Consider the following 22,884-nt stretch of genomic DNA (forward strand, 5'->3'; position numbering starts at 1 on the left):
CCGTCTCCTACATCACACCGGGCAGATAAACGACCGAGAAGATCCCGATCCAGACGATATCGAGAAAATGCCAGAAGAGACCAAGCCTCAGCAGCCTGGAGCGTACCGGCATTGTCAGTCCCTTGATCATGACTTGAGCAATCATCACGCAGATCCCGATTGACCCGAATGCCACGTGAAGTCCATGCGTCCCGACAAGCGTGAAGAAAGCTGACAGGAAACCGCTCGTACCGGGACCGGCACCTTTCGCAATCATTCCGTAGAATTCGACCATTTCCATTGCCAGAAATGCGAGGCCGAGCACCAGCGTGACGAACAGCCACTGAGCAACCCGTCCGGTCTGCCCTGCGGCCATTGCGATCGTTGCCAAGCCGAATGTCAGGCTGGAAAAGAGCAGCAACGCCGTTTCACCAGCAGTATGCCTGAGATCAAACAGGTCTTTTGAGGTCGGCCCCGCCGCAGAGTTCTTTGCCAGAACCACGTAAGACGCGAACAAAAGTGCAAAAATGACCGCATCGGTCATCAGGTAGATCCAGAAACCGAATTCGCGCGATTCCAGCGACTTCTTTTCTTCGTGCTCCAGAAGCTCGGCGACCTGCGTGCTGTCAGTCATCATGCTCTCCCCGCCAGAGGGGCACCGGACGCCGGACCGATCGGCTGAAAGTCGCGCATGTCGTGCATATCAGCCTCGGTGATTTGTCCCAGTCGCGCTGCCTCGATCTTCGCGACCTCGGCGGCGGAAAGCACAAAGTCGGTATTGTCGTCGCTGGCTCTGATGCCGACGCAGACAAGCGCGAGCGCAAAAGCAAGAGCTGCAAGCCACCAGATATACCAGACCATGCCAAAGCCGAGGACAAAGGACAGAGCTCCAAGAATGGGTCCCAGCCCGGTGCTTTTCGGCATGACAATGTCCTCATACCGGCTCGGCGGCAGATAAGCGACGCCGCGAAGTTTCATGTCGTGAAAGGCATCGATATCGCGCGCCTCAGGCAGGACAGCAAAATTGTAAGGCGCTGGCGGAGACGCGGTTGCCCATTCCAGCGTGCGCCCATTCCATGGATCACCGGTAACATCGCGGGCCGATCCCCAGTTTTTGGCCGATACATAAATCTGGATCGCGATGCAGACAATGCCGCACAGAACGCAGACCGCGCCCAGCGCTGCAACGATCAGATAGGGCTGCCAGTTCGGGTCGGCATAGTGCTCCATACGCCGGCTCATGCCCATGAAACCGAGCACATAGAGCGGCATGAAGGCGAGATAGAACCCGATGATCCAGAACCAGAAGGACCGGATACCCCACTTGGCATCGAGCTTGAAACCGAAGGCCTTCGGGAACCAGTAATTCAATCCTGCGAAATAGCCGAACAATGCGCCGGGGATCAGCATGTTGTGAAAATGCGCCACCAGAAACGTGGAATTATGCATCAGATAGTCGGCAGGCGGCAGCGCGAGCAGCACACCGGTAACGCCACCGATCACAAAAGTCACCATGAAGCCGATCGTGAACACCATCGAGGGGTGAAACTCGATCCGGCCACGGTACATCGTGAACATCCAGTCGAAGATCTTCACGCCGGTGGGAACAGCGATGATCATGGTCGCGATCCCGAACACCGCATTCACGTTTGCCGAAGACCCCATCGTGAAAAAATGGTGCAGCCAGACGGTAAACGAGAGAATGGCGATACAGGCTGTTGCGTAGACCAGCGACGTATAGCCGAAGAGGCGCTTGCGCGAGAACGTTGCCACGACCTCGGAGAAAATGCCGAAAGCCGGCAGGATGAGGATATAGACCTCCGGATGCCCCCAGATCCACAAGAGGTTCGCGAACAGCATCATGTTGCCGCCGTCTCCATTTGTGAAGAAGTGGAAGCCGAGCGTCCGGTCCAGCGCAAGCTGTCCGGCGACAACCGTCAGTGCCGGAAACGCGAATGCGATCAGGATCGAGATGCACAACGTTGTCCAGGTGAACATCGGCATGCGCATGTAGGTCATGCCGGGGCAACGGTTCTTGACGATCGTGACGATAAAATTGATTCCCGACGCGGTACTCCCAACCCCGGAGACGATCAGCGCCCAGAGCCAGTAGTCGACGCCGACACCCGGATTGTAGTCAATTCCGGAGTAAGGGGGATAGCCAGTCCACCCGGCAGTCGAAAACTTGCCGACTGCCAAGGAGATCAGAACCAGCCCCGCTCCCGCTGCTGTCATCCAGAGACTGACCGAGTTGAGGAATGGAAACGCAACGTCCCGCGCACCTATCTGCTGCGGCACGATAATGTTGATCAGGCCCGTCAGGAAAGGCATCGCCACGAAGAAAATCATGATCGTGCCATGCGAGGAAAAGATCTGCTCAAAATGTTCGGGCGGCAGGTAGCCCTCATTGTTGAGTGCGATGGCCTGCTGCGCGCGCATCATCAGGGCATCGACAAAACCGCGGACCAGCATCACCAGCGCCAGGACCACATACATGATGCCGATTTTCTTGTGATCGACGCTCGTCAGCCAATCGGTCCAGAGAACCTTCCAGGCACGCAGATACGTTATGAGAAGAAAAACTGCGATGCCGCCGCCAACGGTAACCGCGGCGCCTCCCATCGCGACCCAGGAATAAAGCGGTATCGCGTCTAGTGTCAGCCGCCCCAGCATCACGCAGCCCCCCTGCAGATGAGTTCAGCCGCTTTGCTCTCGTAAGGGCCGACAATCGGCGCATATTTGCGCAGGATCAGTTTGAAAAGATCATTTTCGAAGGATGAATAGTAGGTGACGGGATTGGCGACGCTTTGTTTGTGCAATTCAAGATACGTCTCCGCATCGAGCTTTGCCGTTTCAGCCAGCACCTTGTCTTTCCAACTGGTGAAGTCGTCTTCGCTCAGTGCGCGCGCCTTGAAGTGCTGGTCGGCAAATCCGTCGCCTGAAAACATGGTATTGCGCCCCATGAAGACACCCGGTTCGTCCGCGAGCAGATTGAGTTCGGAACGCATACCCGCCATTGCGTAGATCTGACCGCCCAGCGCGGGGATCATGAGCGAGTTCATGACCGTGTCTGACGTGATTTCGATTGAGAGCGGTCGGTCCGCCGGGAACGCCAATTCGTTGACGCTTGCAACACCGATCTCCGGATAAAGGAACAGCCACTTCCAGTCGAGCGCGATGGCCTGCACCTTGAATGCCGGCTTGTCTGAGGCAATCTCCTTGTAGGGGTCCAGCTTGTGGGTTGTCTGCCAGACAAGGGTGCCAAGGACAACGATGATTGCTGCCGGAACCAGCCAGACGACCGTTTCCACTTTCCAGGATCCATCCCAGTCGGGAGTGTATGCAGCTTTGTCGGAACCGCTCCGGTACCTCCAGACGAAAAAGAGCGTTAGGACGATCGCGGGAATTGCCACGATCATCATCAAAAGGAAGGCGGTGAACAGAAGATCTCTTTCCGCCAGCGCAATTGGTCCTTTCGGAAAAAGCACGGGCGCATCCGAAAGCCCGCAACCCTGCAACAGAAGGGGCAAGGTCAGAACGCCAACGATCGAGAGCGGTTTGAGAAACAGGTGAAAGGAACGCGCAGTATTCACTTTGGTATATGCTCCCCCCGCCGGAGCGAACCCGCTCCGTATTCGCCGTAAATACATGAGGTTAGCCAAAGCGACATCCCCCAAGCCCACAGGTTGCGACTGCAACGAAAAACCATAAACCTGATTGATTTGGAGCGTAGCCGAGCGTGCTGCTCTTTAAAAGGGCGTCAGTGCGTATTTCGACAAAGCATGCCCAGACAAAGCACTTTGGTTGAAATTCACGACGTCGCCCGAGTTCCAAATGACGACAGTCGAACGAACAACCCTAGGAGCAAGGTAACCGGTATGTACGTGACATCGGTGACCGCCACTTCTTCAGACCTGTTATCTCCGCGGTGTCGAAAAGCGGCGGACCAGACCTCTAATCGCACTTGCAGCGTTGCTGCGCAGACTGCACACCGCAGCACCTTGACTGCCCTGGCAATCAGCGGGAAAACAATCGCCAGCATCTCCTTACAAGGACAACAAAGTGAGCAAATTCAAAGCCGTCGTCTTTGACTGGGCGGGAACAATGATCGACTTCGGGTCATTCGCGCCCATGGGTGTCTTCATCAAGGCCTACGAGACCTTCGGGATCACTGCGACAATCGACCAGGCACGCGGTCCCATGGGGAAGCCTAAGTGGGATCACATCCGGGATATGATGGCTGATCCTGATATATCGGCACAGTGGCAGGCAAAATTCGGCAACCTTCCAACGGATGCGGATGTCGACAGGGTCTATGAGGTGTTCGTTCCAATGAACGAAGAAGTTGTCGCGGACTACGCTGACCTTGTTCCGGGCGCGGCGGACATGATCAGATCACTGCGCTCAAGAGGTCTGAAAATCGGATCCACCACCGGCTACACCCGCTCGATCATGGAACGCGTCCTCCCGAAAGCCGCAGGGCAAGGTTATGTACCTGACAATCTGGTTTGCTCCGACGATCTGCCGGAAGGACGCCCCGGCCCGCTTGGAATGTACAAGTGTTTCATCGATCTTGTTGTTTATCCGCCGTCGGCGGTTATCAAGGTCGATGACACGGAGCCTGGCATTGCCGAGGGCGTTGCGGCCGGGTGTCTGACCGTCGGTCTTGCCCTTTCGGGAAACTACGCGGGTAAGACACCAGCTGAACTCGCAGGTCTCTCAGAAGCCGAGGTCGACGCACTACGCCAGCTTGCAACGGAAAAACTGAAAAGCGCGGGCGCAGACTACGTCATCGATACGGTCGCCGACCTGCCGGCCTTGATCGAAAGACTGGACGCCGCATAACACCGAGAACGGCTTTTTCTGAGCCTGCACGACAATCCTGCGAGCGTTCCGTTGCCGAAGCCGCAAAGACGAAGCGTTGGCAAGAACGAATGTCTGAGACTACTATGTCGTCGCAAGCTTCGCGTTGGAAAAGGGACTGTTGATGCGCGCGGGCGAAAACGTGTTGTATGAGGCAGGATCGGACACTATGCACCAAACCCAGCGAAGCAAACTGTCAGCCAAATTTCGGGTGAAAAACCTGGTCAGGCTGGCAACCGTCCTCCTTGTTGTTTCGCTGACAGCACCCTTACCGCCGGCCGATGCTGCTGCAGAACTGAAGGTCATCGACAGCACCGACTATCCCTGGCATTCCATTGGACGCGTGAACCGTGGTGGGTACCGTTCCGTGTCCAGCTGCACGGGGACCCTGGTGACACCGAACGTGGTCCTGACAGCCGCGCATTGCATCGTTTCGCCAAAGACGCAAAAGGTCATCCCCGCCGACGAAGTGTTCTTCATTGCCGGCGTCCGGCGCGATGAATACGCAGCCCGTCTGGAGGCCGAATGTCTGCTGACGGTCGAAGGTTATGTCTCACGCTCACGTCCCAAGATCAGTGAGATTCACAAGGACGTCGGCCTGATCGTGCTTAAGGAACCCAGTGACCTGTTTCCATTGCCACCGCTGACGCGCGAAGAATCGAAACGTCTTCGTGCATCTACCCGTTTTTTGTCTGTCGGGTACAGACGCAGCAGGCCGTTCTTGCCCACAGTCGTGTCGTCGTGCTCCGTGATTGGCTCGAATTCGAATGTCTGGATCACCGATTGCAACACGGAGACGGGTGCATCAGGTGGACCACTCATGGTCAACACCATTTTTGGCCCACGGGTCGCAGCGGTCATGTCAGCCAAGATAAACGACGAGCGCTCAATCGTCGTACCCTTTTTGGAATGGCAGGAACTCGTTGAGACGGCAACATGCGAAAAGGCTGCCGAAGGCCCAATTCCCGCGACAAATCAAGAGCTTCAAGCGCAGCCGAATTGAGGTGGATGCAAAAAGTCACTACCGGTCCGTACAATTGCGGGCTATGGTGCTGACGGTCACCTTAATGGTGGCAGGCTCGCGCCGGTCACCAGACCAGCCGCCGGGATCGCCGTCTGCAAAGAAGACCGCTAGACTATGAACCAAGCATCACCCCCTTTGGCATCAACCGACTTCACCCCTGTCTCGACGGAAAAACTTGCGTTTGTTGCAAGCGAAACCGACGACGCCAAACGCGCAATCGAGGCGCTGTCCGCACGTTACGGCAACGTGGCGGCTGAAGATGCCGACATCATTGTCGCTCTTGGCGGCGACGGGCTGATGCTTCAGACGCTCCACGCGCATATGAGCAGCGGAAAGCCGATCTACGGAATGAACAGGGGGTCGGTCGGTTTTCTCATGAACGAGTATCGTGAGGACGAACTTGCCGAGAGACTGTCCAAAGCCGACGTCACGACGATCCGCCCGCTGGAATTGACCGCGCGAGATGAAACCGGAAAAACCCACGATGCGCTTGCGATCAATGAGGTCTCCCTGCTGCGCCAGACATCACAGGCTGCGCGGCTCAAGGTTTCTGTCGATGACAAGTTGCGATTGGAAGAACTTGTCTGCGACGGCATTATCGTTGCAACACCGGCCGGAAGCACGGCCTATAACCTCTCGGCGCACGGCCCCATATTGCCGATTTCGGCGCAATTGCTCGCCCTCACCCCGATCAGCGCCTTTCGTCCTCGTCGCTGGCGTGGTGCGCTTTTACCCAACAGAGCACAAGTCGATATCGAAATCCTGGAAGCACACAAGCGTCCGGTCAGTGCGTCCGCTGATCACACCGAAATCCGACGCGTGACGCACGTGACCGTCCGCGAGTCTTCAAAGGTGCAGGGGTTGATCATGTTTGATTCCGATCACGGCTGGGACGAACGGATTCTCACCGAGATGTTCCGGTATTAATGATAATTTCTTCAAACATTGCACTGGCAACACCCTGTTAAGTCTGTATCGGGATAATGGGTGCGGAATGCCGCTTGAAGGCGATTTTTGGAGAATGATGCAGCCATGTCCGATACCGCACTGGACCAGGATTATGAGATCTTGACGCCACCGGACAACTTGCGCAGCAAGGTACGCGAGTTGACACCCCGGGAGGCCAAGAAATTCGATCCGGTCAAGGCTGCAGAAGCCGCGATCGCAAGGCTCTCAACCCATTTCGGGAGCTGGATGGTCAATGAGACGGCAACCCTGATGCAGGCCTGGGAAGGTGTTCAGTCTGAAGGAATGTCGGATGAAACCGTCGCGCCCCTCTACCAGGCAGCGCATAACATCAAGGGACAGGCACTTACGCTGGGGTTCCCGCTTGTCGGACAGGTTGCCGCCAGCTTCTGTCATCTGATTGAGACCGTACCCTCGGTGGACAAGCTTCCGGCCGAATTGGCTGAACGCTATGTCGCAGCCATCCGGGCCATGGTCATGGAAGGCGCCAAAGACGACGGCAACAGTATGGGCGTCAAGCTTCTGGACACACTCGCCGTTGTAACAGATGACTTCCTGAAACAGTTTCCGCAAAAGAGCGACGCTGACGCTGAATAAGGTCAGTTCGGCGTGTCTTCGCCGATCTGCTGTTCACGGAACACAATGTAGCATCCGCTCAAGATGATCACCCCTGCGCCGATGTAAGTCAGCATGTCAGGTATTTCATTCCAGAAAAACCATCCCAAAAACGTCGCCCAGATAAGCGCGCTGTATTCAAACGGAGCAACGGCAGCGGCCGGAGCAAACCGGAAAGCCTGCGTAATCAGTGTGATCCCTGCCGTACCAAAAAGCGCGATGCCAACAAACATCCAGATATCTTCCGCCTGAACGCTTACCCAGAGGAACGGGACGAATATTGCGCTAAGCATAGCACCGGCCCCAACGAGGTAAAGCATGAGCGTCCAGACACTTTCGCGCGGGTCCACCCAGCGGGCACTGATCATCAAAACCGCATAAAAGACTGCTGTGATGACCGGAAGAACTGAAGCTGACTGAAATGTCCCGGCGCCAGGCCTCACGACGATCAGGACACCGACGAAACCCGTCAGAACAGCAAGCCAGCGCCGCCAACCGACTGTTTCTTTCAAAAAGAGTGCAGAGATCGCAGTGATGAAGACAGGCGCTACAAAAACCAGTGCCGTTGCCTCGGCGATATCCAGGTGCTTCAGGCTGGTGAAAAAGATCATCGCAGCAAGCAACCAAAGGACACCGCGCAGCAGATGGGCGGTCGGCCTGTAGGAACGCAACGCACCCACTCCACCCATTTTCAATGCAATCAATACTGCGAACGGTAGCGCAATGAGATTGCGAATGAAAAGGATCTGAAGGACCGGATAGCCGTCCGTGAGTGCCTTTGCGATTGCATCACTGATACTGAGGCTGGCGATTCCCACGCACATGAGCAGGATGCCGACAGTGGCTTGTGAGCGCGCGCTTGCAGCTGAAAAGAGCATGGTGCCGCCTTGGTGAAAACAAGGGCACACCTAAACACCGGCAAAAAAACCCGGCAAGCCGGATTTTCGTGGTTGCAGACCTGTTTACAAGAATTGATTGCGAAGGCTGGATTGGCCCGGACGCAGCGTCGGGACCAATCAGGCTGCGGCGGTAATCTGGAGAGAACCGTTCTTCACAAGGAGCCGCGCCTCAAGACGCGCGACTTCAATTGCAAACCGGCGCAGGAATGCGGCGACATCTTCGTCGGCGCCGAGAGATCCGTCCTGCATTTCTTCTAAGAGCGTCTCTGTCAGCATCCGTGCTTCGTCGAGCGCAAGGTCATACGTGAAGTCGGCATCCGCCTGGCGCGCAATGTCTATCGCCAGCAGAAATGCCTGATGAGAGCGAAGCGGCAATCCGGCTTTTCTCAAAACAGCCTGAAGAGCAGACCGCCTGACCGTCACGAGCAACCTGGCGAGACGCGGAAGCGGTACCTGACCAAGATTCGCCAGCGCCGCCGCAAAGAAACGCAAACGTCCGCAGCAGACCGAGCGCAACAGAAGACGGGTATTGAGCTTCCCGCGAAGGCGCAGGTGCTCTACGAAATCCGGAAGCTCGTCTTCGCTGGCTTCCAAGGCCAGTCTCAGAACCACCTTGTCTTCCGCATCGCTCAGGAATGTGTGCCGCTGGTTTTCAGGAACACGCTCCAAGACGATCGGATGATCATCGAGACTCTCGGCAAGACGCATGAGCAACTCATAACGGTTCGCCAGCGGAAGGTCGGCCGTTTTCAGAAGTTGGTCGCAAATATCCGGACGGTCTTCAAACCGCTGTGCCAGCCGCAACATTGAGGATTGCAGCACTTGCGCGCTCGAATTGTTCAAAAGGGTTTGGCAAGCCTTCTCACTTCCAACTTCGCAGACAGCAGCACTGATTGCGGCGGGCAGTCCTGCCCTTTCCGCAATCGCGCATTGAACAGCTTCACTGCCCTCGGCAAGCAGATCGACCAATTCCGCATTCGAAAGAATCGGCGAAGATTTCAAGATGGGTACGGCGACCTCGTCGACGTCACTTGCAAGAGACCGAACGACGTGAGCTGGAGCGTAGGCGCTTGACGCAAGAACATTGGCGATGGCCTTTCGGATGCCTCTGCTCGGATCATCAAGGAGCACTGTCAGCGCGGTAGCCATGCTGGCCTGCTCCTGGCTGCCCGGCTCGGCTGCCAAATATCGTTCTGCAAATTCTCTTGCAGCAACAATGTCATTTTCGAGATTTTCATCTTCGTTCAAATGCAAAAGGTTTTGTGCGGTCATGGCGGCAATCAGTCTTTGTGCGAGTCAGTCGGTATTCTGGCACTAAAGACGTTAACGATCGGTTCACCATAATTTTGCCAATATCTGCGAGCCAAAGCTTCGTCAGGCTGGTGGCAGCAGGTCCTTCTGCTCCTCTTCTGCTTTCAATCTCAAAAACCGCGTCAAATCGAGCGGACCACCCTGATCCGCAAGTGCGAGTTCTTGCGCGGCAACTTGATTCGACGCACCCGTCAAAGCACTGAACATTGCAGCTTCCTCGACAGCGGCGAACGCTGCCGCGAATCTCGGGTTTACACCTGCTTCAGAGGACCCTTCATCATTTCGGAACAATGCTTCAAAAGGGCTCGAGGTTTCCGCTGCAGCAAAGGCGGAAACAACCCGGCTGGTTGCCACGCTCTCTGCTGATCCGTTGATCGCAGCTTCCCTTGGATCCTGAGGTTCCGTTGGCCTTGCGGCCGCCACAACAGAATTTTCCGCTCCCGTTTCCCGAGACGCGCCGGCATCAGCCGGTGTTGGGTTTTCCCGTTGGTGAACCGGAACCGACGTTTGCGCAAAAGCAAGCGGATTTGATGCCGGCAGATCCGCAGCCGCTGCAGCCTGTTGCGCCGGAGACAGCGGCTTGGAACGCATTGCGAACGCCGTCGCTGCTTCAAGCGAATGCGGGTCAAACTGCTCCTGGCCAGGGGCTGGCGCTCCGAATGCTGGTTTCGACTCAGGCAGCGCGGCAACGCTTGTCAAAACGCCCGGCGCTCTCAGGTTGGTTTTGGTGTTCGCCTCAGCAATCATCGTCACCGCGTCGTGCTTGGATACGATTACTTCGTAAACCTCCTGCATCGACCGGGCTTTGCCGTTGCTGTGGAAGAAGATCGGTTTGTTGGCGCGCGCCTGCGACGAGAACATTTTGTCGGCGCGCATATCCGGATTGGCATTTGTGGCATCAATCAGCCTGCTCGCGCCGTGCGCTCCGAGAAAATGCGCCATGTAAAGTTCACCGTCGGTCGGTGTACGCCCAATCTTTCGCTCCAGATAGGCAGAATTCTTCTGAGTGAGCGCGCCAGCCATCATTGAGGAGATCTCCGGATCTTTTCTCAGATCGAGAATCTCCTGACGCACTTCAGCGTCTTTCACGTAGTATTTTCCGCTTTTCGAGCGCTGGATCTGATCGGAAAACTTCTCCAAACCATGCTTGGGGCCGGCCTCCTTCATCGTCTCAAGCCAGGTCGACTCAATGAACTGGAACAAGCCCGTTGCACTGGACGTCTTGGCCTTGGCCGATGGATTGAATGAGGATTCGCGCGCAGCCGTTTTGACGAGGTAGTCGAAAGACGTACCCGTTGAGCTACTAGCAGACTGAAACGCAAGCTCGATCCGAGACGCGACCGAGGGTGTGTCAGCGACATGCATGACCCTGTCTCCTCGACGGAATTGATTATTACTTCGTTAACCTTCGCGCCGGAATGGTTAACAAATCCTTAACGGCGCTTAACGCAGTTGAAATTCAAGCAATTGGAACTGTTTTTTCATTCGGCTTTAGGCAGATCTCACCATGCTGATTGCCGGAAAAGTGGAAATAGGCCGCAAAACGCTCTTTTTCTTGGGAAAAGAACGTTTTGCCTGCCAACATCTTTTTCTCGAGGCGCATGGACTTTTGAGTCGAATTCAACTCGTCTCGTTGCGCTGAATGAATTTCGTGACACGAAACGTCAGACTTTCGGGCGCGCCATTTCAAAGACTTCCGAAACAGCCGCATATTCCATGTAACCAAGCCGCGAGAGCGGCTTGAAGCGGGTCACATCCACTTTGCCGTCAACAATGATGTTGTCATCGATGTGAATACCGGCGACCTGACCAAACACGATCCAATTGTCCGTTTCGCTTCCGCCGAGGTCTTCAAGCCGCAGAGTCTTGAGATGCTTGCACTCGAGGGCCGTCACCGCTTTGGCGACCCTGGGCGCTTTTACAAGACGCGACGAGGCCATCTCAAGTCCGGAGAGTTCGAATTCGCTCGTTTCGCTGCCAACTGCAGCGGAAGTGACATTCATCTCGTCTTTCAGGTCCCAGCTCGCCATGTTGCATACGAACTCTCCGGTCTCCCCAACGTTGGCCGCACTGTCCTTGTATCCAGAGGATGAAAACATGACGATCGGCGGACGGTCACTGACCGCATTGAAAAAACTGTATGGAGCAAGATTGGTGCGTCCCTTGGCATCGAGCGAAGAGATCCAGCCAATGGGGCGTGGGGACACGATGGCCTTGAAAGGATTATGCGGCAAACCGTGGTCGTTAAGCTCAGTATCGTAAAACATCTTAGGGGGTATTGCTCCATTCATGGACCAGAGCGGAAAGTTCAGGACGCGGTCGTTCAACGGGTGCCTGGGTCGGTGTACCGATTTGAATGAACCCGGCAAACTGTTCGTTTTCCGCAGCACCCAGCCACGATGCCGCTTCCTCGTCAAAGCTGTACCATTCGGTAAGCCACTGGGACGCAAAACCACCGGCAGCGGCTGCACTCACAAGGTTCATGCACACGGCGCCAGCTGAAAGCTGCTGTTCCCAAACTGGAATTTTCGGATGTTCGCGCGCAGTACTGACAACGCCAATGATGAGCGGCGCACGCAAAAAGCGGGTGAGTTCCTTTTCCCTCTGGTCCTTGTCCAGCGGCCCGTTTTTCCGTTCATAGATTTCGGCAAGTCTTTTACCGATGGCCTCACCGTGCTCGCGCCTGAAGAGGATAAAGCGCCAGGGTGCCAGCTTTCCGTGATCCGGGACGCGGGCCGCGATGGTCAGAAAGTCGTTTATCTGGTCTTCGTTCGGACTGGGTTCCGACATCGTCACCGCTGGGTGTGAACGCCGTTTTCGAAGGAAGTCCAGGACCTCAGGTGAGCCGTGGTTGGAGGCAGGCATGAGACAACACCCATCAAGCAGTTGCGATCGTGACAATCCACCTAATTCATTGACGGAAATTGTCAACTTTCGTTTCTATGTCTTGAATTTGCCTGATTTTCAGGACCATTAGCTGCTGCGCGAACGTTTTACGTTACAGCGCAACGCGGAACATGCGCTCAAATTCCTACAACGATGCAAGGACAAGCCGCGCATTGACCTGTTTCATTGTGCTGGCGCATGATCGGCCTTAAACCGGTGTACCGCACCAAACTGAATTGGTATAAAAGACGGATGGCCGTAACGGTGGTCGGTCGAAAAAGAATACGAAGTGGGCATGTTGGAAGCAGGAACCAATCCAAAGAGCACGACGGTGAAGCGTTGCGTGACCAATGCGTTGCGTGCTTTTTTGGTAGCTGTTCCGGTATTTATGTTTCAGGGCATGACCTCCACGGCGCAAACCGTGGAAGCACCCTTGCCACCGGCTGCAAAGCCGGATCCCAATGCGCCATCGGTTCCCCGCGAAGACCAGATCATCAACCTGCTCGACAGGGAACCCGAGCCGCTGTTCTCGGATGTAGAGACATCATACGCTCCGACGCTCAGGTCTCTTGCCGCACCCGACGGTGAAGGCCTGGACCAGGGCGCTCTTTATCTTATGGCAAAGCTGACGCAGGACAGTCAGCCACTGGACGATGGACTGGTCTGGCGCATCTACTCCGACACGACAAACGCGAACGGACGGCTGGAACTGGTCGCGACATCGATGGGCGGTGACGCCGAATTCCGGCTCGATCCCGGCTCCTACCTTGTGCACACAGCGTTTGGATATGCTCAGTCAACCAACCGCGTCGTTCTGGGCAAGGAAGTCCAGTCGAAGATGCTTACGCTCAATGCCGGCGGAATAAAGTTCGGTGCGGCGATGAAAGACGGCGAAGCCATCGATCAGGAGCAAGTGACCTTCGACGTTTATGGCATGTCGTTCGACGAACGCGGTGAACGCAACAAAATCGTCGGGAACATAACGCCTGGTTCGATCATTCGTCTCAGCGCCGACACCTACCACGTCGTCAGTCGTTACGGCAGCGTCAATGCCGTGATCCGGGCTGACATCCAGGTGCTTCCTGGCAAACTGACTGAAGCGACCATTCTACACAAAGCCGCAGACATCACCTTGAAGCTCGTCAACGAGCGTGGTGGCGAGGCGATCGCCAACACCACTTGGTCTGTTCTGAGCGCCGGTGGACACGTTGTTGTCGAAGCAACAGGCGCCTTCCCGGATTTTGTGCTTGCGGAAGGCGAATACGAAGCCCTCGCCCGAAACAACGGTCGAACCTATCTTCACACGTTTGAGGTTGCGCCAGGACAGGATCGCGAGGTCGAGGTTGTCACATCAATCAGCGAGCTTGTGACACAGGGCGCTGCGAGCGCCAACTGACATCGCGTATCGAAGACGCGACCTGCACTACCCATTTCAGATTTTATGCTTGGGTTTTACCCACGTCTGCCGAGCAGGCGTTTCGCGGGTTCTGCGGGAGCCATTTCCAAGACTTTCGTCTGCAGGAAATCCATGACTTCCTTTTGATCCTTAAAGCCGCTCAGGGTGTCAAAGGGAATTGGGCGCCCTGCCCGAGCTTTCATGACCGATCCGACAATTCGCCGGAACTCTCGGACCAGCAAAGCCAGACGCAAGGTCAAAGAATATTTGCTGACGAGATGGAAAAGCCACGAGTTCTGCCCGTCGAAGTAAAGAGGCAAAACCGTCGCCTTGGACGATCTGATCATTTTCGCGGTGAAGGTTTTCCAGGGAAGCTCTTCGGCGCGTCCGAAGGGCTTTGCTGCCGTTGCAACACCGCCTCCCGGAAAGACGATGATCGTGGTACCTTCCTGCAAGAGCCGCAAAGCCTCTTTCCGGGTCTCCATGTTGGTCTTGAGGGCTTCTTTCGTCTCCTCAAAATCGACCGGCAAAGAGAACGGGCGTACCTCCGGAACTTTCAACAGCTCGTTGTTGATAAGGATCTTGAAAGGGCGGTTCAATTGCTCTGCGAGAGAGAGGATCGCAAGCCCGTCCCCTATTCCATATGGATGGTTTGCAATAAGAACCAGTGGGCCTTCCGGCAGATCCTTCGGAGGCCACTCGCCATCTTCAACAGACACATTCAGATTGATCAGGCCCAGAAGATCGCTCCAGATATAATCTGAAGTGCCAACCATGGTGTGTTTCCACACTTCATACACGTCAATGAGCTTCCGGCGCCCGGAAAGGCCTTCAATGGTTCTGATCGTCCACCTTTTCAGCGGTGGATGTTCCGGGTTGGCATAGCTGAATTCTGCGTAATTCACGGCAGCCATCGTCTTCTGGTTAGGGTCGCACTGGTAAATTTGGAACCCAATACCAGATGCTGTATTTCACCAATGTGACAGCACATTGCCCTAAGGGAAGGACAATGTGCAAGATGTAAGATTTCCCCGTATTTCGGGTCTTCTTCATTTATTTCAAGTCCGGAGGTGTCGCCTCGCTGACGAATGCCGTCATGGCCTCCTCCAGGCCCAAGGACCTTTGGTCTTTCGAGCCAAGCCGGCGGACATTGACAGTTCGCTCTTCTGCTTCGCGCATTCCACACACAATGATCACAGGAACCTTGGCAAGGGAATGTTCGCGAACCTTGTAGTTGATCTTCTCGTTCCGGAAATCCGTTTCAACTTTCAGACCGTTCGCTTTCAGCAGGTCAGCAACTTCCTGACCGTATTCGTCAGCTTCGGAAGTGATCGTTGCCACGACGATCTGCAGCGGTGCGAACCACAGGGGAAAATGACCGGCAAAGTTTTCGATCAGGATCCCGAGGAACCGCTCCATGGAGCCGCAGATTGCCCGGTGAACCATGACGGGCGTTTTCTTCTCGCCGTTGTTGTCGACGTAGAACGCCCCAAAGCGTTCCGGCAAGGCGAAATCGACCTGGGTCGTTCCACACTGCCATTCCCGCCCGATGGCATCGCGAAGCGTGTATTCGAATTTTGGCCCGTAAAACGCCCCTTCACCCGGAAGAATATCGGTTTTGACACGACCTTCAGACTGGGCTTCGATCTGTTTCAGAACCTTATCCATCACCGCTTCCGCATGGTCCCACATCTCGTCGGTACCAACGCGTTTTTCCGGGCGGGTCGAGAGCTTGACCACCACCTCGTCAAAGCCGAAATCCTTGTAGACCGACAGAATGAGGTCATTGATTTTCAGGCACTCTTCGGCGAGCTGCTCTTCCGTACAGAAGACGTGTGCATCGTCCTGCGTGAAGCCGCGGACGCGCATGAGGCCGTGCAACGCTCCGGAAGGTTCATAGCGATGGACGACCCCAAATTCCGCAAGACGCATCGGCAGGTCGCGATAGCTTTTCAAGCCGTGTTTGAAAATCTGAACGTGACCGGGACAATTCATCGGCTTCAGGGCATAAACGCGATCATCTTCAGCTTCGGGATCGGCACATTGCACGGAGAACATGTTCTCCTTGTACCAGGTCCAGTGACCGGAGGTCTCCCAGAGCGAGGTATGCAGAACCTGAGGCGCATTCACTTCCTTGTAGTCGTCCTTCAAAACGCGGCGTTTGTAGGCAATGAGGTTCTGGAACATGTCCCAGCCCTTTGGATGCCAGAATACGACGCCCGGGCCTTCTTCCTGAAAGTGGAAAAGATCCATCTCGCGTCCGAGTTTGCGGTGGTCGCGCTTTTCTGCTTCCTCCAGCATATGAAGGTAGCCCTTGAGCTCTTTTTCATTGTGCCAGGCGGTCGCATAAATGCGGCTCAACATTTCGTTGTTGGCGTCACCGCGCCAATAGGCGCCAGCCACCTTCATAAGCTTGAAGGCGTCGCCAATCTGGCGCGTGGAGACCATGTGAGGACCTCGGCAAAGATCCAGCCACTGGCCCTGTTTGTATATCTTGAGCTCCTGATCTTCCGGTATCGCATCGACGAGTTCGACCTTGTAGTCCTCGCCTTTCGCCGCGAAATAGGTTTTTGCTTCCTCGCGAGACCAGATCTCCTTTGTGAACTGGGCACCGCGCGAAATGATTTCGCGCATCTTTTTCTCGATGACCGGAAGGTCGTCGGGATGAAAAGGCCAATCCGCACCGGTATCCGGATGCACGCGCTTGAAATCGTAGTAAAACCCGTTCTCGATCACCGGGCCGATCGTCACCTGGGTGCCGGGCCACAATTCCTGCACAGCTTCGGCCATCACGTGAGCGGCGTCATGGCGGATCAGCTCAAGCGCCCGCGGGTCGTCACGAGTCACGATCTCAATGGCATGATTGTCGGAAATAGCGTCGGAAAGATCCCGCAGTTCGCCGTCGAGAGCCATCGCAACGGCTTTTTTGGCAAGCGACTTGGAAATGCCTTCGGCAACGGCCAGACCAGTGGTGCCGGCCTCATACTCGCGCACGGAATTGTCGGGAAAAGTCAGTTGGATCATCTTATGTCTCCTGCTCACTCCTGCAGACAAGGCAGGTAAGCTGTTCGATGGAAAATGGACCGCATGCTGATAGGGTATTCAGCGCCAAACGGCAACCCTTTGTGGACCGGCGGCCGTGTCGCCGAACACATAAGTCCGAGCATCTGCAGGCTTTAACTCACCTGCGAAACAAGTGGTGGCAGACGGCGCCGGATCGGCTGTGATTTGACAATCGATGTACTCGTTTCCGCCTTGTCGGCAATCTTGTCGAGAATATCGTCCAGCTGCTCGATCGACGGCACGGCGAGACGCGCTATAAAGCAGTCATCGCCGGTGACCTTGTCGCACTCGCAGAATTCCGGAATGTCCTGGATGAGTTGCCGCACGATATGGAGTTTGCCGGGCAAGGGGCGTATCCGGACAATCGCCTGCAGGCTATAGCCAAGCGCCTTGGGATCAACCTCGGCGGAAAACCCCAAAATCACGCCCCGTTCCTGCAACCGCCGGATCCGTTCCGATACACCTGGTGAGGATAATCCGACCGTTGCGGCAAGATCCTTCAGGGACATGCGCCCGTCCATGATCAACGCTTGAATTATTTTAGCGTCTGCTTCGTCCAGCTTCATTTTCTCAACTCAATAAAGGTGTTTCACTTAAAATAATGAAACATTTTGCAATTGCCTCCTAATTTACCGCATGGAATGCGCTCCTCCAGTTTGTCACGATTGCCGAACCAACAAAAAGAGCGAGACAGACATGGACAACACACTTCGCGGTGCGGCGGAAATGAGCGCCGCCATGACCATTCTCGGCACTATCGGTTTTTTTGTCGTGCTGTCTGGAGAAACAGCAATAGATGTCGTGTTCTGGCGCTGCGCCTTTGGCGCGTTCGCGCTTTTGTTGATTTGCGCGGTCAAGGGTGTGTTATCCTGCCAGTTAACGTTGCACCAACTTGCTCTTGCCGCGCTTGGTGGCGTCGCCATCGTTGTGAACTGGGCGATGCTGTTCAGTGCCTACAAAGAAGCGTCGATAGGCGTTGCAACAGCAGTCTACAACACGCAGCCCTTTATTCTCGTCGGGTTTGGCGCCCTGTTTCTCGGTGAACGCATTTCGGCCTCCAAAATATCGTGGCTCGCGATCGCGTTTTTGGGCGTTGTCATGATTGTGCAGGCGAAGCCGGATGGCCAAGAAGCCGGTGGAATGAACTACGCCTTCGGTATTCTGCTCGCCCTGAGCGCCGCCTTTTTTTGGGCGATTGCCGCGCTTCTGACGAAAAAGCTCTCGGGAACCCCGCCGGAACTGATCGCGCTCATACAGGTTTGTGTCGGCATCCTCATGCTCGCGCCCTTCGTCAGCTGGTCAGCACTCCCGGACAACAGCACCGCATGGGGTGCACTGATCACCCTGGGGGCGGTTCACACGGGCTTGATGTATATCCTGATGTATGGCGCGGTTCAGAAGCTGCCGACCTATCTTCAGGGAGCCTTTTCATTCATCTATCCGGTCGTTGCCATTTTCGTGGACTACATCGCCTTCGGTCATGCACTGCAAGTGATTCAGCTTTTGGGCGCAGCCGCAATCATCACGGCCGCCATGGGTATGACGTTCGGCTGGCGGTTACCGGGAAGAAAACAAACGACTGGCGGCGCTCTATGAGGCAACCGCTCTCTTCTTGGCCGCCTTTACGATCGACGCATCGCGGGCCGTCTTCGCCACGGCCTCGACGCCTCCACGGGTTTCCTGGATCATGGCGAGCGCTTCCTCGCTATCCTTTTCAATCTCCTTGATGGCAATATCCGAATAGCTGTGACGGTCGGGCGACGCCTTGACCTTCCGGTAGATCCGGTAAACACGCCAGGTCGACGACACATAAGCCCAGTGCTTTGCGACGACTTCCCAGATGTAGCGCGGATAGAAGGAGAGCGCGCTCTCAATCGGCAGCCCGCTGCGGCGGTCCTTGCGGAATTTCAGCCGGAAGTATCCGCCCTCCAGCGGATGAACGCCTTCACACTGAACCATGAGCTTGAACCACATCATCAGGAACAGCTTGTTGCCCGGGCGTCCTTTCTTGTGTGCGGCTGCACGCCTGAGAACCGTTTCGATATGCGCATCCGAATAATAGCTTTCCCAGGCCTCCTGATAGGCTTCTTCCCATTCGCTGTCAGTCATTTTGGGATGATGCGAAACCCGGTGGTTGAGATCATATTTGTTGAGATCCGGATCCATCCAGATACCTTTGGACAGAAGCACCTTATGGTCTTCCGAGCCCGGCAGCGGTGTCAGATAGAAAAACTCCAGGAGATCGAGCGGCAGTTCGTTCTTGATGATCTCCACATCACGCAGGACCGCTTCTTTTGTATCACCAGGAAATCCGATGATGTAGCCGGCATAGGTCGTTGCACCATGGGCACGCCATTTCTGCAGCATCTCCCGGTATTCGGTGATCTTGTTTTGCCGCTTTTTGGCTGCCAGCAGGTTGTCCGGATTGATGTTCTCAAGACCGATGAAGACCCGATTGACGCCGGCCCTGGTCGCCTTTTCAATGAAATTTTCGATCCGGTGGCAGAGCGTGTCCACCTGGATGATGAACTTGATGTCGAACTTTTCCTCTTCGCGCAGCTTAATCAGCCGGTCGAACAGCGGTTCCCATTCCCTGTTGCGTGCGAAATTGTCGTCGGTAATGAAGAACCTGTTGATGCCCTGCTCATAGTTGTCTCGAATGATCTGTTCGAGATCGTCGGCTGATCGGAACCGGCTCTTGCGGCCCTGAACATTGATGATGGTGCAGAAGGAGCACTGAAACGGACAACCACGCCCAAGATCGAAGCTGGAATGCGAACCGGCGGTAAACTGAATATGCTTCGAGGGCAAAATGGGTGTGGGCTCGCCTTCCAGCGACGGCAGGTCTGACATGAAGTTGTAGAGCGGCTTCAGATCCTCCGCCCATGCATCCCGAAACACCTGGTCGAGGCGGCGGTCCTCAGCTTCGCCTGCGAAGTAACTGACACCCTCGCCCTGTAGTTCGACCATCTCGGCCGGCATTTCATCCAGCATCGAGATGCAGCCGGAGACGTGGAACCCGCCAATCGCCGTCTGCAGGCCTTGTGCCATAAACTTGCGGGCAAGGTCTGTGGCGCGCGGAAACTGGTTGGACTGAACGCCGACCAGGGCGATCATTGCCTTGCCGCCACGCCTGCGGATCTCTCTGGCTATTTTTTCCGGATGAACGCGCTTGTTGGTTTCGTCATATGTGTGAAGATGGATCCGGACATTATCCCCCAGCGCATTGCGGTTCCGCGCAGCCTCGGCAAGGCCGTTGAGGCTGGCCAGCGTGTTGGAAGGAATGGCGGAACGCAGCCACTGGATCGGATAACCGTCATCATCATAGTGAGTCGGCTTGATCATTACGAAGTGGAAGTCACGCGCGTCCATATCCGTCCCCTGCCCTTAAGCCAGGGAAAGAGCGTTGCATCCAGCTTACTTAAGGTCAACGACTTATTGGTACGCACTGGGATTTACGCGGCGACGCTCTTATTCATCCAACCTGTGCTCCTTGGGAATATGGTGTCCGGTCCAGCGACCATAGCGCCAGGGCATGAACCATACTGATTGTTCCGGCAATGCGTCCGGCACCGGATCATAGCCGGATGCCCCCCATGGATTGCATCTCAAGATGCGTGCCAGACCGATCCAGCCACCGGCCCAGAAACCGAACCGTCGGATCGCTTGTTCAGTGTAATCGGAACAGGTCGGCGCGTAGCGGCAGCCGCGTCCCATGAAAAGAGACAGCGAATGCCTGTAAAGCCAGATGAGACCGATTGCCGCATGCCCCGCAACGGACAAGCGGGCCTTTTGGCGAGAAGCGGTATCCTGACACTGACACATGGAATGGGCTTGATTGCTCGGTTCGGCTCAGGCCGCGGCACCGTCTTCTTTTGCCTTGGCGTCGATTTGGTCCAGCGCATCGACAACAGCATCAAACGTCAGCAGCGTGGAGGCATGACGGGCCTTGTACTCGCGCACCGGCTCCAGAAACTTCAGATCCTCGAAGCGCCCGGACGGCGGATCACCGCCCTCTTTCAGCATCGCCCGCATGGTTTGCTGGACGCCACGTAGCTCTTCGGCACTCGCACCGACCACATTTTTCGCCATAATTGACGATGAAGCTTGCCCCAGAGCGCAGGCTTTTACGTCATGGGCGAAGTCAGTCACCACACCATCCTTCACGCGGATGTCAACAAGCACAGTCGAACCGCAGAGCTTGGAATGCGCCTTCGCCGTTGCGTCAGGTTGCTCAAGACGGCCGATTCGCGGAATGTTTCCTGCAAACTCGAGGATCTTTGCATTGTAGATGTCGTCAAGCATTCTCGCCTCTTCGTGAAAGCCTGTGATGCGCGACACATTGATGGCGCTTTGCTTTCATATATATAGATCAGACGCCACGGCAATTTCGCAAGGGGCAGAGTGGTCGCAGCCGGTATTCGTAGGCAACACAAGTGTGCCTGCAGCTGGCTCAACCCGCTCAGAAACTGTGCGTTCGCATTTTGTGTGGAGTATGATAAAGGTCCCCGGCCTTCAAGCGAGGACTTCATGATCTGTGCAACAACGGGCGCCGTATGACGAGTGACAAGGGTAAATTTGCGAGGATCCCGATGGACGCTGTCCTCAAGCCGATTGAAAAAAGATTTGAAAGAAAAACCCCTGACCAGTTGCATCGGCCGAGTCGCGAGGAAGCCGAAGCAGCTGTGCGCACCATCCTTGCATGGACCGGTGACGATCCCGACCGGGAAGGTCTGCTGGACACTCCGAAACGAGTCGTCAAAGCAATAAGCCAGCTTTACGGCGGCTACTTCGAAGATCCCGCCGAACATCTGGAAAGAACTTTCGAGGATGTTGGCGGTTACCAGGACATCGTGCTGGTGCGCGGTATTCCGTTCCATTCCCATTGTGAACACCACATGCTGCCCTTTATCGGCGAAGCACATATCGCTTACTATCCTGCAGAAGGCGTCGTTGGTCTGTCGAAGCTCGCCCGTGTTGTCGATATTTACGCAAAGCGGCTGCAGACACAGGAAAACTTGACGGCGCAAGTCGCATCGGTCATTGACGATGCGCTCGCTCCGCGAGGCTTGGCAGTGATGATCGAGGCAGAGCATCAGTGCATGACCATGCGTGGCGTGCAAAAACCGGGTGTTTCAACGATCACCACACAATTCACGGGCGTATTCCAGGACGATCCGGCCGAACAGGCCAAGTTCATGTCCATGGTACGCGGCAAGGGCCTCTAACCCCTCGGGTCCTTGCTTACCAAAGTAAAGCTAGGACCACCCTACATGTGCAACTCTCCGTTCAAGGAACGCGGTGACAAGGATGCCGTTGAAAACGGTTCATTCCTGATGCCGAAATTCGATCGCGACGGTCTGATTGTCGCGGTCGTGACCGATATCAAATCAGGCGAAGTGCTGATGGTCGGTTACATGAACGAAGAAGCTCTGAAACGAACGATTGAGACGGGCGAAGCCTGGTACTGGAGTCGCTCCCGCCAGAGTTTCTGGAAGAAAGGCGAAACATCCGGTCAGGTGCAGAGCGTTCATGAGATTCTCACCGACTGTGATCAGGACGCCATTGTGCTCAAAGTCAGCGTTGCCGGCAACGGCGCAACGTGTCATGTCGGCTATCGTTCCTGTTTTTTCCGCAAGGTCGTCAGTTCCAAGGACGGGTCGGCGTCTCTTGAACGCGTCGAGGCCGAAAAGGTCTATGATCCCGCAGAGGTTTACGGCAAGAGCTGAGGCTCACAGCGTTTATCGGAATCCGGCCTTTGCCGAATTTCCAAAACTTTGAGAAAAGTAGATTAATCAATGCCTTAATGGCGAACCGAGACCAATCGGAGCGCACTTTACGTAGTATTCCTTATACCCTGCCGGGTATGTGACGGCCTAAGC

At 55.5% G+C, this 22,884-nt stretch carries 23 protein-coding genes; 8 read left to right on the forward strand and 15 right to left on the reverse strand.

Going from position 1 to position 22,884, the window contains the following annotated elements:
- Positions 1-7 precede the first annotated feature (7 nt).
- The 3 genes from cyoC to cyoA are packed head-to-tail and all read right to left on the reverse strand — an operon-like array spanning position 8 to position 3,572.
- A complete protein-coding gene (gene cyoC, locus ABVF61_RS01635; protein WP_353991784.1) occupies positions 8-613 on the reverse strand; it encodes a cytochrome o ubiquinol oxidase subunit III in 606 nt (201 codons plus the stop codon).
- The gene (locus ABVF61_RS01640; RefSeq protein ID WP_353993651.1) at positions 613-2,652 is read right to left on the reverse strand and encodes a cbb3-type cytochrome c oxidase subunit I; all 2,040 of its coding nucleotides are present in this window, start codon (positions 2,650-2,652) and stop codon (positions 613-615) included. Before ABVF61_RS01640 ends, cyoC begins: the two co-directional genes overlap by 1 nt.
- Positions 2,652-3,572, reverse strand: a complete 921-nt coding sequence (gene cyoA, locus ABVF61_RS01645; RefSeq protein ID WP_353991785.1) for a ubiquinol oxidase subunit II — start codon at positions 3,570-3,572, stop codon at positions 2,652-2,654. Before cyoA ends, ABVF61_RS01640 begins: the two co-directional genes overlap by 1 nt.
- 469 nt (positions 3,573-4,041) lie before the next feature.
- On the opposite strand from cyoA, the gene phnX reads away from it, so the two are divergent.
- The 4 genes from phnX (at position 4,042) to ABVF61_RS01665 (ending at position 7,429) form a co-directional block, all read left to right on the forward strand.
- Positions 4,042-4,824, forward strand: a complete 783-nt coding sequence (gene phnX, locus ABVF61_RS01650) for a phosphonoacetaldehyde hydrolase (protein WP_353991786.1) — start codon at positions 4,042-4,044, stop codon at positions 4,822-4,824.
- 187 nt (positions 4,825-5,011) lie between these two features.
- The gene (locus tag ABVF61_RS01655; protein WP_353991787.1) at positions 5,012-5,845 is read left to right on the forward strand and encodes a trypsin-like serine peptidase; all 834 of its coding nucleotides are present in this window, start codon (positions 5,012-5,014) and stop codon (positions 5,843-5,845) included.
- Positions 5,846-5,980: 135 nt separating this feature from the next.
- Positions 5,981-6,793, forward strand: a complete 813-nt coding sequence (locus ABVF61_RS01660; RefSeq protein ID WP_353991788.1) for an NAD kinase — start codon at positions 5,981-5,983, stop codon at positions 6,791-6,793.
- 105 nt (positions 6,794-6,898) lie between these two features.
- A complete protein-coding gene (locus tag ABVF61_RS01665; protein WP_353991789.1) occupies positions 6,899-7,429 on the forward strand; it encodes an Hpt domain-containing protein in 531 nt (176 codons plus the stop codon).
- Positions 7,430-7,431: 2 nt separating this feature from the next.
- Here ABVF61_RS01665 and ABVF61_RS01670 read toward each other — a convergent pair whose 3' ends face one another.
- The 6 genes from ABVF61_RS01670 to ABVF61_RS01695 all read right to left on the reverse strand — a co-directional run bounded on the left by ABVF61_RS01670 (position 7,432) and on the right by ABVF61_RS01695 (position 12,522).
- Positions 7,432-8,325, reverse strand: a complete 894-nt coding sequence (locus ABVF61_RS01670; RefSeq protein WP_353991790.1) for a DMT family transporter — start codon at positions 8,323-8,325, stop codon at positions 7,432-7,434.
- A gap of 138 nt (positions 8,326-8,463) precedes the next feature.
- The gene (locus ABVF61_RS01675) at positions 8,464-9,618 is read right to left on the reverse strand and encodes a DUF2336 domain-containing protein (RefSeq protein WP_353991791.1); all 1,155 of its coding nucleotides are present in this window, start codon (positions 9,616-9,618) and stop codon (positions 8,464-8,466) included.
- 102 nt (positions 9,619-9,720) lie between these two features.
- Positions 9,721-11,022, reverse strand: a complete 1,302-nt coding sequence (locus ABVF61_RS01680) for a transglycosylase SLT domain-containing protein (RefSeq protein WP_353991792.1) — start codon at positions 11,020-11,022, stop codon at positions 9,721-9,723.
- A gap of 94 nt (positions 11,023-11,116) precedes the next feature.
- A complete protein-coding gene (locus ABVF61_RS01685; protein ID WP_353991793.1) occupies positions 11,117-11,242 on the reverse strand; it encodes a hypothetical protein in 126 nt (41 codons plus the stop codon).
- A gap of 79 nt (positions 11,243-11,321) precedes the next feature.
- The gene (locus ABVF61_RS01690; RefSeq protein ID WP_353991794.1) at positions 11,322-11,924 is read right to left on the reverse strand and encodes a flavin reductase family protein; all 603 of its coding nucleotides are present in this window, start codon (positions 11,922-11,924) and stop codon (positions 11,322-11,324) included.
- Position 11,925: 1 nt separating this feature from the next.
- Positions 11,926-12,522: a nitroreductase family protein gene (locus ABVF61_RS01695; protein ID WP_353991795.1), complete on the reverse strand. Its 597-nt coding sequence runs from the start codon at positions 12,520-12,522 to the stop codon at positions 11,926-11,928.
- Positions 12,523-12,838: 316 nt separating this feature from the next.
- Here ABVF61_RS01695 and ABVF61_RS01700 point away from each other — a divergent pair, with 316 nt between their 5' ends.
- Positions 12,839-13,939: an RgsD C-terminal domain-containing protein gene (locus ABVF61_RS01700; RefSeq protein ID WP_353991796.1), complete on the forward strand. Its 1,101-nt coding sequence runs from the start codon at positions 12,839-12,841 to the stop codon at positions 13,937-13,939.
- A gap of 56 nt (positions 13,940-13,995) precedes the next feature.
- Here the strand turns inward: ABVF61_RS01700 and ABVF61_RS01705 are convergent, their stop codons facing one another.
- The 3 genes from ABVF61_RS01705 to ABVF61_RS01715 all read right to left on the reverse strand — a co-directional run bounded on the left by ABVF61_RS01705 (position 13,996) and on the right by ABVF61_RS01715 (position 17,568).
- Positions 13,996-14,844, reverse strand: a complete 849-nt coding sequence (locus tag ABVF61_RS01705; protein ID WP_502949923.1) for a lysophospholipid acyltransferase family protein — start codon at positions 14,842-14,844, stop codon at positions 13,996-13,998.
- Positions 14,845-14,992: 148 nt separating this feature from the next.
- Positions 14,993-16,963, reverse strand: coding sequence for a threonine--tRNA ligase (gene thrS / locus ABVF61_RS01710; protein WP_353991798.1), 1,971 nt, complete (start codon positions 16,961-16,963; stop codon positions 14,993-14,995).
- Positions 16,964-17,115: 152 nt separating this feature from the next.
- Positions 17,116-17,568 carry an Lrp/AsnC family transcriptional regulator gene (locus ABVF61_RS01715; RefSeq protein WP_353991799.1) on the reverse strand — a complete coding sequence of 151 codons (453 nt, stop codon included), beginning with the start codon at positions 17,566-17,568 and terminating at the stop codon, positions 17,116-17,118.
- Positions 17,569-17,698: 130 nt separating this feature from the next.
- Here ABVF61_RS01715 and ABVF61_RS01720 point away from each other — a divergent pair, with 130 nt between their 5' ends.
- Complete coding sequence (locus tag ABVF61_RS01720; protein WP_353991800.1) at positions 17,699-18,598, forward strand: DMT family transporter; 900 nt, start codon at positions 17,699-17,701, stop codon at positions 18,596-18,598.
- On the opposite strand, the gene ABVF61_RS01725 is transcribed toward ABVF61_RS01720, so the two are convergent.
- The 3 genes from ABVF61_RS01725 to ABVF61_RS01735 form a co-directional block, all read right to left on the reverse strand.
- Positions 18,593-20,374 carry a B12-binding domain-containing radical SAM protein gene (locus tag ABVF61_RS01725; protein ID WP_353991801.1) on the reverse strand — a complete coding sequence of 594 codons (1,782 nt, stop codon included), beginning with the start codon at positions 20,372-20,374 and terminating at the stop codon, positions 18,593-18,595. The genes ABVF61_RS01720 and ABVF61_RS01725 overlap by 6 nt on opposite strands.
- Positions 20,375-20,473: 99 nt before the next feature.
- A complete protein-coding gene (yidD, locus tag ABVF61_RS01730; RefSeq protein WP_353991802.1) occupies positions 20,474-20,785 on the reverse strand; it encodes a membrane protein insertion efficiency factor YidD in 312 nt (103 codons plus the stop codon).
- A 69-nt stretch (positions 20,786-20,854) separates the two neighbouring features.
- On the reverse strand, positions 20,855-21,307 hold the full coding sequence (locus ABVF61_RS01735; protein WP_353991803.1) for an iron-sulfur cluster assembly scaffold protein: 453 nt from the start codon (positions 21,305-21,307) through the stop codon (positions 20,855-20,857).
- A 287-nt stretch (positions 21,308-21,594) separates the two neighbouring features.
- Here ABVF61_RS01735 and folE point away from each other — a divergent pair, with 287 nt between their 5' ends.
- Together folE and hisI are read left to right on the forward strand one after the other, a co-directional pair.
- Complete coding sequence (gene folE, locus ABVF61_RS01740) at positions 21,595-22,230, forward strand: GTP cyclohydrolase I FolE (protein WP_353991804.1); 636 nt, start codon at positions 21,595-21,597, stop codon at positions 22,228-22,230.
- 45 nt (positions 22,231-22,275) lie between these two features.
- On the forward strand, positions 22,276-22,731 hold the full coding sequence (hisI, locus tag ABVF61_RS01745; protein WP_353991805.1) for a phosphoribosyl-AMP cyclohydrolase: 456 nt from the start codon (positions 22,276-22,278) through the stop codon (positions 22,729-22,731).
- Positions 22,732-22,884 lie beyond the last annotated feature (153 nt).

Source organism: Roseibium sp. HPY-6 (assembly GCF_040530035.1).
GTDB lineage: Bacteria > Pseudomonadota > Alphaproteobacteria > Rhizobiales > Stappiaceae > Roseibium.